12 protein-coding genes are annotated in these 15,856 nt (G+C 66.1%); all 12 read left to right on the forward strand.

Annotated elements, in window-relative coordinates; all coding sequences use genetic code 11:
• The first annotated feature begins 44 nt into the window (after window positions 1-44).
• The 12 genes from WC509_03455 to WC509_03510 all read left to right on the forward strand — a co-directional run bounded on the left by WC509_03455 (window position 45) and on the right by WC509_03510 (window position 15,854).
• Window positions 45-1,208 (forward strand): galactokinase, encoded by a 1,164-nt coding sequence (locus WC509_03455; GenBank protein ID MFA5006507.1) that lies wholly within the window; start codon window positions 45-47, stop codon window positions 1,206-1,208.
• Window positions 1,209-1,212: 4 nt separating this feature from the next.
• Window positions 1,213-2,511: a hypothetical protein gene (locus WC509_03460; GenBank protein MFA5006508.1), complete on the forward strand. Its 1,299-nt coding sequence runs from the start codon at window positions 1,213-1,215 to the stop codon at window positions 2,509-2,511.
• Window positions 2,495-2,977 carry a GNAT family N-acetyltransferase gene (locus WC509_03465; protein MFA5006509.1) on the forward strand — a complete coding sequence of 161 codons (483 nt, stop codon included), beginning with the start codon at window positions 2,495-2,497 and terminating at the stop codon, window positions 2,975-2,977. The genes WC509_03460 and WC509_03465 overlap by 17 nt, the downstream gene beginning before the upstream one ends.
• Before the next feature lie 84 nt (window positions 2,978-3,061).
• A complete protein-coding gene (obgE, locus tag WC509_03470) occupies window positions 3,062-4,333 on the forward strand; it encodes a GTPase ObgE (GenBank protein MFA5006510.1) in 1,272 nt (423 codons plus the stop codon).
• Entirely contained in the window at window positions 4,311-5,012 is a 702-nt protein-coding gene (locus tag WC509_03475; GenBank protein MFA5006511.1) for a methyltransferase domain-containing protein, read from the forward strand. The genes obgE and WC509_03475 overlap by 23 nt, the downstream gene beginning before the upstream one ends.
• Before the next feature lie 65 nt (window positions 5,013-5,077).
• A complete protein-coding gene (locus tag WC509_03480) occupies window positions 5,078-6,592 on the forward strand; it encodes an SGNH/GDSL hydrolase family protein (protein MFA5006512.1) in 1,515 nt (504 codons plus the stop codon).
• A gap of 19 nt (window positions 6,593-6,611) precedes the next feature.
• Window positions 6,612-9,059, forward strand: a complete 2,448-nt coding sequence (locus WC509_03485) for a glycoside hydrolase family 2 protein (protein ID MFA5006513.1) — start codon at window positions 6,612-6,614, stop codon at window positions 9,057-9,059.
• Between the two features lie 17 nt (window positions 9,060-9,076).
• Entirely contained in the window at window positions 9,077-10,096 is a 1,020-nt protein-coding gene (locus WC509_03490; GenBank protein MFA5006514.1) for a LacI family DNA-binding transcriptional regulator, read from the forward strand.
• Window positions 10,097-10,116: 20 nt separating this feature from the next.
• Window positions 10,117-12,486, forward strand: a complete 2,370-nt coding sequence (locus WC509_03495; protein ID MFA5006515.1) for an Ig-like domain-containing protein — start codon at window positions 10,117-10,119, stop codon at window positions 12,484-12,486.
• Between the two features lie 4 nt (window positions 12,487-12,490).
• Window positions 12,491-13,657, forward strand: a complete 1,167-nt coding sequence (locus WC509_03500) for an AGE family epimerase/isomerase (GenBank protein MFA5006516.1) — start codon at window positions 12,491-12,493, stop codon at window positions 13,655-13,657.
• Entirely contained in the window at window positions 13,654-14,838 is a 1,185-nt protein-coding gene (locus WC509_03505; protein MFA5006517.1) for a glycosidase, read from the forward strand. Before WC509_03500 ends, WC509_03505 begins: the two co-directional genes overlap by 4 nt.
• A complete protein-coding gene (locus tag WC509_03510; GenBank protein MFA5006518.1) occupies window positions 14,835-15,854 on the forward strand; it encodes a glycoside hydrolase family 130 protein in 1,020 nt (339 codons plus the stop codon). The genes WC509_03505 and WC509_03510 overlap by 4 nt, the downstream gene beginning before the upstream one ends.
• Window positions 15,855-15,856: the final 2 nt, after the last annotated feature.

Consider the following 15,856-nt stretch of genomic DNA (forward strand, 5'->3'; position numbering starts at 1 on the left):
ATCGGGGTCCGTCAGTGTATAATCTTCACGAAGGGGTGACCACCATGATCCATGACATCCGCGCGCTCTTCGACCTCCAGTTCGGTCCGTCCGACGACGTCCTCGTCTACTTTTCGCCCGGCCGGGTCAACCTGATCGGCGAACACATCGACTATAACGGCGGCTTCGTCCTCCCGACGGCGCTGTCGCTCGGCAACGAAGGAGCGTTCCGCCTGCGGGACGACCGCACGATCCGCCTCTATTCCGAGAACTTCGCGGGCGCCGGGATCGTCGCGACGACCCTCGACCACCTCGCCTACCGCCGCGAGGACTCCTGGGCGAACTACGCCAAGGGCGTCGTACGCGAAATGGCCATGCGCGGCGGGACGATCGACCGCGGCTTCGACGCCGCCGTCCACGGCGACCTGCCGCAGGCGAGCGGACTCTCTTCGTCGGCCTCGATCGAGCTGCTCTTCGCCTGCTTTCTGAACGACGCCTTCGGGCTCGGATACACCCGTCCCGACCTCGCCGTCCTCTGCAGGAAGGTCGAAAACGAGTACATCGGCGTCCACTGCGGGATCATGGACCAGTTCGTGATCGCGAACGGCAGGAAGGACTGCGCTCTGCTCCTCGACTGCGCGACGCTCGCGTACACCCCCGTTCCGCTCGCGCTCGGCGAATGTTCGATCGTGATCGTGAACTCGAAGGTGAAGCGCGGCCTCGTCGACTCGAAGTACAACGAGCGGCGGCGCGAATGCGACCGGGCGCTTTCGATTCTGAAGGAAAGCGTCGCCGTCGACCATCTCTGCGACCTCGACGAGAAGACCTTCCGGAAACACGCTTCCGCCCTCGGGGACGGCGTCCTCTACCGCCGCGCGAAGCACGCCGTGACCGAGAACGCCCGCACCAGGGGCGCCCTCGAACAGCTGCGACGCGGCGACGTCGCCGGCTTCGGCCGGGCGATGGACGCCTCGCACGCCTCGCTCAGGGACGACTACGAGGTCTCGATCCCCGAACTCGACCTGCTCGTCGATCTCGCCGGGAAGAACGGCGCCCTCGGCGCCCGCATGACCGGCGCCGGCTTCGGCGGCTGCACCGTGAACATCGTCCCGAAGGGCGCGATTCCGGCGTTCTCCGACGAAGTCGCGGAAGGCTACTACAAGGCTTACGGCCTGATGGCCGAAATTTACGTCGCGGAGCCGTCCGACGGCGTCCGCCGGATCGGGTGACGCGATGAACAAGACCACCCTCGTGATGATCCGCAACCTCCTGATCGCCGTCGTCCTCGCACTCCTCCTCGGTCTCATCGTCCTGTTCGCGGTCAGCTTCTTCCAGGTGAACGCCGAACGCTTCTCGATCCTGCCGATCGTCGCCTTCGCCCACGGCTGGGAGAAGTTCTGGGTCTGGATCTACCTCGCCGCGGACGCCGGCTACCTGCTCGTCCTCGGACTCTTGTTCCTCGAACTGTCGCTGTTCCTCGTCCGGCTGATCGGGACGCTGATCGTCCGCGGCGTGGCCGCGGTCCGCGGCAACGACCCGGCGCCGCTGGTCGCCGCGGTCCGGAAGCTCTCGCTCGCGACCCCGATCCGCGCCCTCGGGATCAACACCCCGACCAAGTCGATCGTCGCCTACGTCGCCCTGATCGTCGTCGTCCTCGGCTCCGGCTGGGTGGCGAAGAAGGTCCTCGAGGGGAACGATTCGCTCGTCTACCGTTCGATCGTCGTCGAAAACCTCGAAAGCGACGAGCTCGTCGTCGACGTGACGGACGACATCGCGAACGGCGACGCCTACGACGTCGTCGTGACCGCCGGCGTCGGCAACGTCCACCTCTACGCCGTCTCCGACACCACCGAGATCAAGGTCTATTTCCTCTACGACACCGCCGCGCAGAAGGACACGCTCGTCTGGTCCGTCGACCCCGCGTCGAACCGGATCGACGTCGCCTTCGCGCATGGCGAAACGGGTTACGTCCGCTACGCCGACCCGCTTCCGGGCGCGGTCGAGATCTACGTCCCGAAGACGCTTCCGATCGCCGACGTGACGGTGAACCTCGCCGCCTACGGCAACCTCACGATCGAGTACCTCGGCTTCGAATCGCTTTCCGCCGACGTCGCCGCAGGCCGGATCGGCCTGACCGCGGCCGACGTGTCGGTCGGCGACGTCACGCTCGTCTCCCGCGGCGGCGAGATCGCCGTCAAGGCCGACGGCTGCGACTCGCTTTCGCTTACCCTTTCGGACGGAGCGCAGGCGACCGTCACCGCGGGGACGGTCCAGGGAACCCTGCAGGCCGACCTTCAGGCGGGAACGAGCCTGCTCGCGTATTCGACCGCGGCGGCGCGCCTCGACGTCGAGGGCGCGGGTGCCGACGTCGAACTGCGCGAACTGTACGCGCCGATCGTCGCGATCCGTCTTTCCGGGGGCTCGCTTCTCTATTCCAACGGCGACAAGGACTACGTCCATGCGGACTGGTCCCTCGAGACCGACGGCACGGACGTCAGCCTCAGGGGGGTTCCCGATGATCAGAACGGGTAAGGCCGAAGACGCCGTCATCCTGAACGACATCGCCCGGCGCGTCGCCGACGAGCTCCACGCCAGCGGCGTCGACCAGTGGAGCGCCGTCTATCCCGGAATCCGCGAATTCACCGCGGACGCCGCGAAGGGTGCGCTCTTCGTCGCCGAGGAGGAGGGCCGGATCGTCGGCTCGATCTCGATCCTTCCCGAGAACGATCCCGCCTACGCGGCCGTCCGCTGGGAAGGCCGGAACGCGCTCGTGCTCCATCGCGTGATGGTCGATCCGGACGCCCGCCGGCACGGGATCGGGGCGGCGCTCTTCACCTTCGCGATCGCGAAGGCGATGCGCGAGGGGGCGGATGCGGTCAAGGTCGACACGCATCCGGACAATGCGCGGATGAAGCGGATGATCCTCCGGTTCGGCTTCGTCCACCGCGGCCATCTGCCGCTGATCTACCGGGAAGGATACGAACGCGTCCTGCGCTGATCGAAAGTCGGGTTTCGGCCCGACTTTTGCTTGGGCGGGACGGGACGATATGGTATAATTGGAACGGATGGGATGTGGTTCGGAATGTTCATCGACGAAGCGAGAATCAAGATCAAATCGGGTAAGGGCGGCGACGGGATCGTCTCCTGGCGCCGGGAAAAATACATCCAGTACGGCGGGCCCGCGGGCGGCGACGGCGGCCGGGGCGGAAGCGTCGTCTTCCAGGCCGACGAAGGCCTTTCGACGCTCCTCGACCTGCGCTACAAGAAAGTGATCAAGGCCGACGACGGCGAGAACGGCAAGACCAAGAACTGCCATGGGGCCGACGCCGAGGACATCGTCGTGACCGTCCCGGTCGGGACGATCGTCTACGAGGAACCGACGAACCGGGTCCTCTGCGACCTGACGACCCACGGCGAGAGGGCCGTGGTCGCCCCCGGCGGACGCGGCGGACGCGGCAACGCCCGCTTCGCGACCCCGAAGAACCAGGCGCCGGAATTCCAGGAGAACGGCACTCCCGGTCTCACCCTCGACCTCCGCGTCGAGCTCAAGCTGCTCGCCGACGTCGGTCTCGTCGGCTTTCCGTCCGTCGGCAAGTCGACGCTGATCAGCGTCGTTTCGGAATCGAAGCCGAAGATCGCCGACTATCCGTTCACGACCCTCGTCCCCAACCTCGGCGTCGTGAACGTCGAAGGCGTCAAGAGCTTCGTGATGGCGGACATGCCCGGGATCATCGAGGGCGCCGCCCAGGGCGTCGGCCTCGGACTCCAGTTCCTGAAGCACATCGAGCGCACCCGCGTCATCGTCCACATCGTCGACATGTCGGCGTCCCACGGGCGCGATCCCTACCAGGACTGGCTCGTCATCAACCGCGAGCTCGCCGCCTACAAGTTCAAGCTCTCCGAACGTCCGCAGATCCTCGTCGCCAACAAGATGGATCTGCCGGAGGCGGTAGAGCACCTGGAACGGTTCCGCACCCAGGTCGGCCCCGGCGTCGAGATCGTGCCGATCTCTGCCCTGACCCGCGACGGCGTCAGGGACCTCCTCCTGAAGATTGCCGAACTGCTCGATCGGACCCCCTTCTTCGACGTCTACGACGACCTCGACATCGTCGCCGGAAACGTCGCGCCGGGTCCCGACTTCGAGATCGCACGCCCGTCCGATAAGGTCTGGGAGGTCGTCGGTCCGCTGGTCGGACGACTGATTCCCCGCACCAACTTCGCGATCGAGGAATCCGTCAAGCTGCTCGCGCGGCGGCTGCGCCGCGCAGGCGTCGACGACGCCCTCCGCAAGCGTGGGGTGAAGACGGGCGACACGGTCCGGATCAGCGAGTATGAGTTCGAGTTCATCGACTGAATGTCCGGCGTGCGGCGCGCCGCGGACCCTCCTTCGGCTCGACGGCGGATGCTTCCGCGTCTGTCCCGGCTGCGGGATGATCGTCAAGGATCCCTCGATCCATCCCGATGCCGCCGCCGAGCGTCGCCGCCACGAGATGCACAGTCCGGTCGCGGACGAGGGGTTCCTCCGGATCCTCGAAGGCTTCCTCGCCGAAAACGTCGACCCGTACGTGAAACCCGGGACCGCCCTCGACTACGGCTGCGGCCGCACCGGGGCGCTGCTCGGCCTGCTCGAGAAGCGGGGATACGAGGCCGTCGGCTACGATCCGCTGTTCTTTCCCGATCCGGCGCCGCTTCTGCGGCGGTACGGCCTTGTGACCGCGACCGAGGTGGTCGAGCATTTCCGCGACCCGTTCGCCGAATGGGAGAAGATGGCGTCGCTGCCCGCCCCGGGCGGCGTGCTCGCCGTCTCGACGCGGATGGTTCCGGCCGACTTCGAGCGCTGGTGGTATCGACGCGACGAAACCCATCTCTGCTTCTACACCCCCGTCGCGCTCGCGCTTCTGGGGAGACGCTTCGGGCTTTCGGTCCTCGCGACCGACGCCCGCGCCGCGATCGTCTTCAGGCGGGATCGACTCGTTCGAGCCGATCCTTTTTTCATGCGTTTTCGAGGTGAAAACCGGAAAACGCTTACTTGACAGCGGCCTTCCTTCGGAATATAATTAAGTTATCGGTTAAGTTACAACCATAGAAGAGGTTCCCCATGAGACGATTCCTTGCGACACTCACCATCCTCCTGACCACGCTCGCGTTCGCGTCCTGCGGCGTCACGACCACGGCGGCCACCACCGCCACCACCGTCCCGACGACGGCCGCGACGACCACGACCCTCGAGGCGCTGTCCGTCCCCGCCAACCTGGCGGTGTCCGACAATGCGGTCACCTTCGATCCCGTCGACGGCGCGAGCCGCTACCGGATCCGGCTGTCGCAGGGCGAAACGATCGTCGGCGAATGGTTCGTCGCGAGCGGCTTCGACCTGTCGCTTCTGGCGGACTACGGCGCCTACGACCTGCAGATCAAGGCGGTCGCCGGCACCGGCTTCGCCGATTCGCCCTTTGGCGAGAAGATCGCCGTCGAACTCGTCGATCCGAACGCGACCGACGTCCTGGAGGGGGAGACCTTGAACGACTTCACGATGATCCGCTGGATCGGCCGGACCTGGTACGACGCGCTCACAAGCCGCCGCTATTTCTGGAATACCGCGAGCGGCTTTACCGTCACTTTCCGCGGCACCGAACTGAAGGCCACGTTCCTCGCCTCCGATTCGGGCGTCGTCTCCCGCCGCGCCCATCTCGTCGTCCTCCTCGACGGCGAGGAGGACCCGACCAAGGGCACGACCATCGTCCTCGATCAGATGCAGACGGAATGCGTCCTCGCCGAGGGACTCGAGGACGGTCTCCATACCGTCAAGGTCCTGAAGCGGAGCGAGGCGCAGGATTCCGACACCGCCGTCGTCCGCGTCGTCACCGACGGGTCGTTCGCGACCCCCGATCCGGTCAAGGACTTCAAGATCCAGTACATCGGCGCCTCGACCTCGGTCGGCTACGGCGACCTCGGTCCGTCGTCGGCCGTCAAGAATACGGAAAACTCCGACGGCCTGCTCTGCTTCACCTACCTCACCTCCTACCTGCTCGACGCCGAGACGTCGATCTTCGCCTCCTCCGGCTGGGGCCTGACCCGCGGCTGGAACACCGGCGGACAGGCGTCCGCGACGCAGACGATCCCGGCGGCCTACGAATATTTCGCCACCAATTCGCAGAACGTCGTCTTCACGGCTGCCGGCCAGTGGGACCACAGCGACTACGATCCTGACGTGATCGTGATCGCCCTCGGCGGCAACGACTTCTCCAGTTCGAACTACGCGAGCCTCTCCGCCGACCAGCAGGCGCTCTTCCGCGAAGCCGTGACGGATGCGCTCGTCGCCTTCGTCACGACCCTCCGCGCCTATCACCCCGACACCTACATCGTCCTCGTCTACGGTCTCATGTCCGAGGCGCAGTACGTCCAGAACGTCTCGATCGACGCCGCCGCGAGGGCCGCGCTCGAGTTCGACCGGATCTCGTCATTGAAAGTCGCCGGCGCCGGTTCCGACGGCGCGCCGCTCGGCGCCAACTGGCATCCGAACGTCGACACCTACATCAAGGCCGCCGGCCAGCTCGCCGACCACATCTCCGCCCTGACGGGCCGCGAAGTGGTCCGCGAGGACATCGTCTACTGAGCGGGCGAGGAACTCCTCCATGAGGATCGATCTGAACGGCACCTGGATCCTGTCCGGGGGTCCGGCCGACCATGTCCGCGGAACCGTCCCGGGTTCCGTCTACGGCGACCTGCTCGCGGCGGGCCTGATGAAGGATCCCTTCGATCAGGACAACGAGTACGAAGCCCGCGAGCTGATGGTCCACGACTACGTCTACGAACGGGACTTCGACATCCCCGCCGCCCTGCTTCCGCGCTTCAGCTTCCTCGTCTGCGACGGCATCGACACCCTCGGCGAGCTGCGCGTGAACGGCATCCTCGTCGGCACGACCGACAACATGCATCGGCGCTGGCGCTTTCCGCTCCGCGGCGTCCTCGCCGCCGGCAAGAACCATATCGAGGTCACGCTGCGCTCGTCCCTCCGCTACATCCGCGAGCGGCACGCGGCGTGTCCGCACGACTTCTATCAGGCGGGCGACGCCGTCAAGGGCTTCATCCACCTGCGCAAGGGCAGTTCGATGTTCGGCTGGGACTGGGGTCCGCAGCTGCCGGACGCCGGCATCTGGCGCGACATCCGGATCGAGTCGTACGCGTCGGCGCGGCTTGCGGACGTCGTCGTCCGTCAGGACCATCGTCCCGACGGATCGGTCGGACTGACCGTCGACGTTTCCGCCGAAGTCTTCGCGGCGTCCCCCGAGCTCGCCGTCGAATTCGTCCTGAAGGATCCCGACGACGCCGTCATCGGCGTCGAAGAGGCGGTTCTCGAGCATGGTTCCGCCGCCTTCGCGACGGTCGTCGAGAACGCCCGCAAGTGGCAGCCCGCCGGGTATGGCGGACAGCCGCTCTACACCGCGATCGTCTTCCTCCGCCATGGCGATGCGATCGAGGACTCGCGCACCCTGTCGGTCGGTCTGCGCACCGTCGCGGTGATCCGCGAGGACGATGCGTTCGGACAGTCCTTCACCTTCGCCGTGAACGGCGTCCGGATCTTCGCGAAAGGCGCCGACTACATTCCCGAGGACAACCTCCTCGGCCGCATGAACCCGGAGCGGTCGTTTGCGCTCTTGTCCGCCGCGAAGGCCGCGAACCACAACATGGTCCGCGTCTGGGGCGGCGGGATCTATCCGGCTGATTCGTTCTTCGACGGCTGCGACCGGCTCGGCCTGCTCGTCTGGCAGGACCTGATGTTCGCCTGCGCCGTCTACGACATGGACGACGCGCCGTGGGTGCAGACGATGGTGGCGGAGATCGAGGACAACCTCGCCCGCATCCGCCACCACGCCTCGCTGTCCCTGATCTGCGGCAACAACGAGAACGAGACCGCGATCGAGCACTGGAACGTCCCGAGCCGCGAACTGTCGAAGAAGCACTATGTGAAGCAGTATCTCGAGACGATCGCGCCGATCGTCGCGAAGACGGTTCCCGACGTCCCCTGGTGGCCGTCGTCGCCCTCCTCGGGCGGCGAACCCTTCGACGGTTCGAACGCCGACGGCCGGGGCGACATGCACTACTGGGGCGTCTGGCACAGCAACGAGCCGATCACCTCGTACCGGAAATACCATCCACGCTTCATGAGCGAGTTCGGGATCCAGTCGTTCCCCGCCCTCAAGACGGTCGCGACCTTCGCCCGCGAGCAGGACATGAACATCTTCTCGTACGTCATGGAGCAGCACCAGAAGAACAAGACCGCCAACGACAAGATCCTCTCGTACGTCGGCAAGATGTTCCGCTACCCGAAGGACTTCGAGAGCCTCCTCTACGTCTCGCAGCTGATCCAGGCGGAAGGGGTGCGCTACGGCGTCGAGCACTGGCGGCGCAACTACGGCCGCTGCATGGGCGCGCTCTACTGGCAGCTGAATGACTGCTGGCCGGTCGCCAGCTGGTCCGGCATCGACTATTTCAGCCGCTGGAAGGCGCTCCACTACCACGCGAAGAAGTTCTTCGCACCGGTCCTCCTCTCGCTCTGCGAGGAGGGGACGAACGTCTCGGTCCACCTCACCAACGACGGGCTCGCCCCGATCCGCGGAACCGTCCGCTGGAAGCTTTCCCGCTTCGACGGTACCGTCCTCGAGGACGGCGCGTGGGACGCGGCGGCGCCGGCGCAGGCGGCGGTCGAGGTCGGCCGGCTTTCCTTCGACCTCTCCAAGGAGGAGCGGTTCGCGACGGTCCTTTCGGCTGCGTTTTCCGAGGATGGCGCGATCGTCGCCGAGAACCTCGTCTCGTTCGCGCCCGACAAGCATCTGAACCTGACGGAACCGGCGATCCGCGTCGTCGTCCGGGCGAAGCGCGACCGGTTCGAAGTCACCCTGACGGCATCCGCGTTCGCGAAGTTCGTCGAACTCTCGCTTCCCGACGCCGATCCCGTCTTCTCCGACAACTATTTCTGCCTGCTTGCGGGCGAGAAGAAGACCGTGAGCTGTCCGGCTGCCGGCGATCCCGCCGACTTCCGGATGAAGCTCAGGGTCCGCTCGCTTCACGACACGTACTGAGAAAGGAAGCGATCCCGATGAACGACAAGATCAACATGGAGGACATCGCCCGCGCCCTCGGCATCTCGAAGGTTTCCGTCTCCAAGGCCCTGAACGGCAAGGAGGGCGTCTCCGACGAGCTCCGCACGAAGGTCAAGGAGACCGCCGAGGCGATGGGTTACCGGCTGAACAATTCGGCCAGAAGCCTGCGCACGGACCGTCAGTTCAACGTCGGGATCCTGATCTCGGAGAAGTTCATCCTCGACAAGGAAGCCTACTACTTCACCGTCTGCGGCGAGATGATCCGCCGGCTCGACGAACTCGGGTATTCGGGGATCATGGAGATCGTCACCTATCAGAGCGAGGACGCCTGCGCGCTGCCCCGCCTCTACAACGAGAACAAGGTCGACGGCATCATCGTCCTCGGCCAGATGCACGGCGACTACCTTCGGAAGATCGAGACGGTCGACGTTCCGCTCGTGTTCTTCGACTTCTACGTGAACCACTCGAAGACCGACTGCGTCGTCTCCGACAACTTCTTCTCGGCCTACCAGCTCACCAACCGCCTGGTCGCGCTCGGGCACCGGTCGATCGCCTACGTCGGCTCGATCCGCTCGACCTCCTCGATCCAGGACCGCTTCCTCGGCTGTTACAAGTCGCTCATCGAGAACGAGATCGCGCTTCCTCCCGCGCATGTGATCGAGGACCGCGACGACCAGGGACGCTTCATCCCGCTCGCGCTTCCCGATCCGCTGCCCTCGGCGTTCGTCTGCAACTGCGACCGCGTCGCCCACGCCCTCATCAACCAGCTGAAGGCCGTCGGCATCGACGTTCCCGGCCGCGTGTCCGTCGTCGGCTTCGACAACTCGATCTTCTCCACGATCGCCGATCCGCAGATCACCACCGTCGACAACAACGTCGAGGAGATGGTGCGCACCTGCGCGCGAATCATCACCAAGAAGATCGGCGACCCCGAACGCGTCTACGGACGCGTGATGGTCTCCGGCACGATCATCGACCGCCGTTCCGCGCAGGCGGTCGTCTCAACCAATCCATGACCAGGAACGAAGGTGCACCCATGACTGCCAGACGCATCGCGGCCCTCGCGGCGACGATCATGATCCTGTTTGCGGCCGCCGCCTGCGGAACGACGACGACCCAGACGACCGCAGCCGTTCCGGCGGAGGTCGTCCTCGACGTCAATTCCGTCACCTTGGCGCGCGGCGGCGCCGTCCGCCTCGGCTGGACGGTCGCACCGGCGACCGCGGCCGTGACCTTCGTCTCCTCCGACGAGACCGTCGCCGCCGTCACCGCCGAAGGGCTCGTGACCGGCGTCGCGCCGGGATCGGCGACCATCACCGTCCGTTCCGGCGACGCGAGCGACACCTGCGAGGTCGTCGTGATCGGGTCGTACGTCCTCACCGCGCCGAAGAAGTCGATCTATTCGCTCGGCGACGAACTCTCGCTCCGCGGCGGTTCGATCGCCGTCTACGACGCCCACGGAACCCTGATCGAGACCGTTTTGCTCGATCCCGAGATGATCGTCGCGTGGGACGCCGACGCCGCCGGCGAACAGATCGTGGTCCTTTCTTACGCCGGCATCGAGATCGGCTTTCCCGTCCTCGTCCTCTCCGCGAAGCAGGCTGAATGCCGCTTCGACGACTTCATCCTCCTCACCGAGGCACCGACCTCCGGAGAACGGATCGAGTTCGCCTTCACGAAGGCGGACGTCGACGCCCTCCTTTCCGCCGTCGACAACGTCTACGACTACGCCGAGATCGACCTCTACGCCTACGTCGAGGCGCCGAGCGGGGACGTGAAGAAGGTGTCCGCGTTCTGGTTCCAGGACTACCGCGAGGTCACCCTCGGCACGATCGTCAACCGCAACAACAACCTCGAGGGCACCGTCACGGTGCTTCCCGACGACGTCGCGATCGTCCTCGGCTTCGTCGCCGAGAACGATCCCCAGTACCGCCTGCGCTACCTCACGGGCGAGACCGGCGCGTTTTCCGCCGAGGTCTACGTCAAGGTCGACGGCGCCGTCGTCCAGACCTTCGAGAAGACCTTCGACGTTTCCGCCGACCCCGCCTCGGACTACCGCGGCACGATCATCGTGGACGAGGGGAACGGACGCCATTTCGCCTTCTCGGAAGGCGGAACGTACGTTCCCGTCGGCCAGAACGTCGCCTGGTACACCTCGAAGGACCGCCGCTACTACGACTACGCCGGCTGGTTCGGGAAGATGGGCGACGTCGGGATGAACTACGCCCGCGTCTGGATGGCGGCCTGGGGCTTCTCGATCTACTGGGGCGACGTCTACGACTACGGACCGCGCCAGTCGGCGATGAAGAGCCTCGACGCCACCCTCGACCTCGCCGCCGAGAACGGCATCTACGTCCAGCTCTGCATCCTCCACCACGGGATGTTCTCGGAGACGGTCAATCCGATGTGGCCCAACGACGAGAACTCCTGGTACACCGACAAGTACGGCGCCAACCCGTACGCCGAATACCTCGACGAACCCGGCGAGTTCTTCACGTCGGAACTCGGCCGCTCGACCTTCAGGAACCAGCTCGCCTACATCGTCGCCCGCTGGGGCTACAGCGACCACATCATGGCCTGGGAGCTCTTCAACGAGGTCGACTGGATCGAACAGTATTCCGCCGTCGCCGGCAACGCCTGGCACGGCGAGATGGCGGACCATCTCAAGGCGATCGACCCGTACGGGCATCTCGTCACCACCTCGCTCAAGGGCGAGTCGTTCCTGTCCTCGACCTTCAACGTCTTCAAGCTCGCCTCGATCGACTACGTGAACGTGCACAGCTACGGCATCTACGACCACGTCGAGACCCTCCCGGTGCGGCAGAAGAACGCCTTCCTCGTCTTCGGGAAGCCGATCCTGTACGACGAGGTCGGCTATTCCGGAAACGGCGGCGCCGCCCAGATGGCCGCCGATCCCGGGAACGTCACCCTCCATCAGGAACTCTGGGGCGGGATGATGGGCGGGGGCGCCGGCACCGGCATGAACTGGTGGTGGGAGTCCTGGATCCATCCGTCGGACGCCTATCCCGTCTTCGCCGGCGCGGCCGCATTTGCGGCCGACATGGACCTCGCCGGTTCGCGCTACGGGTTCCTCGACGCCGCCGGCGCGTCGGTCTCCTCCGCCGCCTGCGCCATCCTCGGCTATCATCTCGGGGACCGCGCCTACGCCTACGTCTACGACCGATCCTACGACCTCGCGACCCCCGTCGTCGCGAACAAGAACGGCGTCGTCCTCACCATCCCCGGCCTCGACGCGGGTTCCTACGCGATCCGCGCCTACGACGCCGAAACCGGCGCGATCATGCTCTCCGCGACCCTTCAGGTCGGCGCGGGCGGAACGCTCGCGACGACCCTCCCGGCGTTTGCGGCCGACATCGCCGTGGCCGTCGAACGGATCGCGGGGTGACATCGTGAGAACGCTCGTCGAACGGCATCTCCTCGACGTCGTCGTCCCGTTCTGGACGCGCCTCGTCGATCGCGAGCGCGGCGGTTTCTACGGCCGCGTCGACTACGACCTGATCGTCCACAAAAACGCCGACAGGGGCCTCGTGCAGCAGGCCCGCCACCTCTACGCATTCTCCCGTCTCGAGAACCATTACCGGGACGGACGCTTCCTCCCCTACGCCGAAGCGGGATACCGCTTCCTCGTCGAGCGCATGCGCGATCCGATCCAGGGCGGCTACGTCTGGATGAGCGCCGCCGACGGCGCCGTCCGCGATCCCCGCAAGGTCACCTACGGCCAGGGGTTCGCGCTCTACGCCTTCGCCGAATACTACAAGGCGACGCGCTCCCCGGAGGCGCTTGCCCGCGCCACCGATCTCTTCCGGCTGATCGAGCGGCGCGCCACGACCCCCTCCGGCGGGTACGTCGAGGAGTTCGACGAACGCTGGCATCCGCTCGTCCCGCACCTCCTCACGGACGACGTCGAGGGCGCCCGCTACTCGACCAATACCCTCCTGCATCTCCTCGAAGCCTACGCCAACCTCGCCGCGGCCGCCCCCCATCCGGACGTCGTGGCGAGCGTCCGCACCCTGATCCGGCTCTTCCTCGAGCGGATCCTGCAACCCGACGGCACGCTCTCGATGTACTTCGACGAACGCTTCTCCCCGATCGCCTCGCCACGCTCGTTCGGCCATGAGATCGAGGCCGCGTGGCTGATCACCGAGGCGGCCCAGACGATCGACGCGAACGACCCGACGATCGCCGCGGCGACCCTCGGGATCGCCGGACGGGTGCTCGCGGAAGCGATCCTGCCGGACGGCCGCGTCGCCTACGGACCGGTCCACGACGGAATCGATCCGACCGCGGTCTGGTGGGTCCAGGCCGAAGCGATGGTCGGATTCCTCGACCTCGACGAAAAGGCGCACGTCCCCGCGGCGCACGCGGCCGCGGAAGCGACGCTTTCCTTCTGCCTGGCGAACTTGCATGACCGGCGGCCGGGCGCCGAATGGTTCTGGTCCGTCGACCGCGAGGGCCGGCCGAACCGCGACCGCGGCATCGCCGAGCCCTGGAAGACGCCCTACCATCTCGTCCGGGCGCTCGTCGAAATCATGGAAAGGCTGGACAAGGTGAAATGATCCATCCCCGCTACGCCAAACTGAAACATGCCGAGAACCGCCTTGTCGCGCGGAAGAACCGGATCGACCGGGCCTACTACGACGGCGTCTTCGACCGCTACGTCGATCCCGTCCTGACGGCCGACCACGTTCCCGTCGAATGGCGCTACGACCTCGACCGGGAAACGAATCCGCACTTCATCGAACGGCTCGGCGTGAACGCCGTGTTCAACGCCGGCGCGATCGCATTCGACGGCGCGTACTGGCTGATGGCGCGCGTCGAAGGCAAGGACCGCAAGTCGTTCTTCGCACTCGCGAAGAGCCTCGATCCGGTCTCGGGCTTCCGTTTCGTCGGCCGCCCCGTCCTCTGGGAGGACCGCTATCCGGAGGAGACCAACGTCTACGACGTCCGCCTCGTGCGGCACGCGGACGGCTGGATCTACGGGATCTACTGCGCCGAACGAAAGGATCCGGCGGCGCCGGCCGGGGACACCTCGGCGGCGATCGCCCGGGCGGGACTCTTCCGGACCCGGAACATGGTCGACTTCGAACGGCTTCCCGATCTCGAGACCCCCTCGCCGCAGCAGCGGAACGTCGTCCTCCATCCGGAGTTCGTCCATGGGAAGTACCTCCTCTACACGCGCCCCCAGGACGGCTTCATCGAGACCGGTGCCGGCGGCGGAATCGCCTTCGGCTTCGTCGACGACATGACCCGTCCCGTCGTCGCCGAGGAGAAAATCCTCGACGCGAAGCGGTACCACACCGTCTATGAACTCAAGAACGGCGCCGGACCGGCGCCGATCAAAACGGAACGGGGGTGGATCCACGTCGCCCACGGCGTCCGGAACACCGCCGCCGGGCTCCGCTACGTCCTGTACGCCTTCGCGACCGCGCTCGACGACCCGACCCGCGTGGTCGCCAAGCCGTCCGGATATCTGCTCGCGCCGCGCGGCGCGGAGCGCGTCGGCGACGTCTCAAACGTCCTCTTCGCGAACGGCGCGATCGTCGACGGAACGGACGTCTATCTCTACTACGCCTCCTCGGACACGCGCCTGCATGTCGCGGGAACGACGATCGCGCGCCTCGCCGACTACGTGTTCGAAAACCCGTCCGAACGCTTCCGCTCGCTCGATTGCGCCCATCAGCGCGCCGATCTGGCGGACCATAACGAAAAGATCCTCGAAGGAGCGAAGAAGAAATGAAATACCGAATGATCTGCGACCCGATCAAGAACCTCCCCTGGCAGGACCGCCCGGCCGGGTGCGACGCCCCGGTCTGGCGGTACGACAAGAACCCGATCGTGCGGCGCAACCCCGTCGAGGGGATCGCCCGCATCTTCAACAGCGCCATCGTCCCGTGGAAGAACGGCGGCTTCATCGGCGTCTTCCGCGCCGAGACGGTCGCGACCCTGCCGCACCTGCGCGTCGGCCGGAGCGCCGACGGTTTCGCGTGGACCTTCGAGAACCGCCAGCTCGAGATGGTCGACGAGACCGGCAAACCGTGGAATCCCTACTACGCCTACGACCCGCGCGTCGTCAAGGTCGGCGAGGACTACTTCGTGATCTGGTGCACCGAGGCCTACGGACCGGCGATCGGACTCGCGAAGACGCGCGACTTCGTCCGGTTCGTCCGCCTCGAGAATCCGTTCATCCCGTTCAACCGGAACGGCGTCCTGTTCCCGCGCAAGATCGGCGGAAACTACCGGATCCTCTCGCGCGCCTCGGACAACGGCCACACCCCGTTCGGCGACATCTTCGTCTCGGAGAGTCCCGACCTCGTCTTCTGGGGGAAGCACCGCCACGTGATGGAGCGCGGCGGCAACGGCTGGTGGCAGGGCCTCAAGATCGGCGGCGGTCCCGCACCGATCGAGACTTCGGAGGGATGGCTCGTATTCTACCACGGCGTCTGCAACACCTGCAACGGCTACGTGTACTCGATGGGCGCCGCGATCCTCGACCTCGAGGAACCCTCGAAGGTAAAGTACCGCTGCAAGAACTACCTCCTGACGCCGGAGATGCCCTACGAGGAGACCGGCTTCGTCCCGAACGTCGTCTTCCCCTGCGCGACCCTGCAGGATCCCGACACGGGCCGGATCGCGATCTACTACGGCGCCGCCGACTCCTACGTCGCGCTCGCCTTCACGACCGTCGACCTGGTCGTCGACTACGTCATCGCCCATCACGAGTCCGTCGGCCGCGACGCCGACCTCGGCCGGTAGGC

It is taken from the genome of Candidatus Izemoplasmatales bacterium (assembly GCA_041649275.1).
GTDB lineage: Bacteria > Bacillota_I > Bacilli_A > Izemoplasmatales > Hujiaoplasmataceae > UBA12489.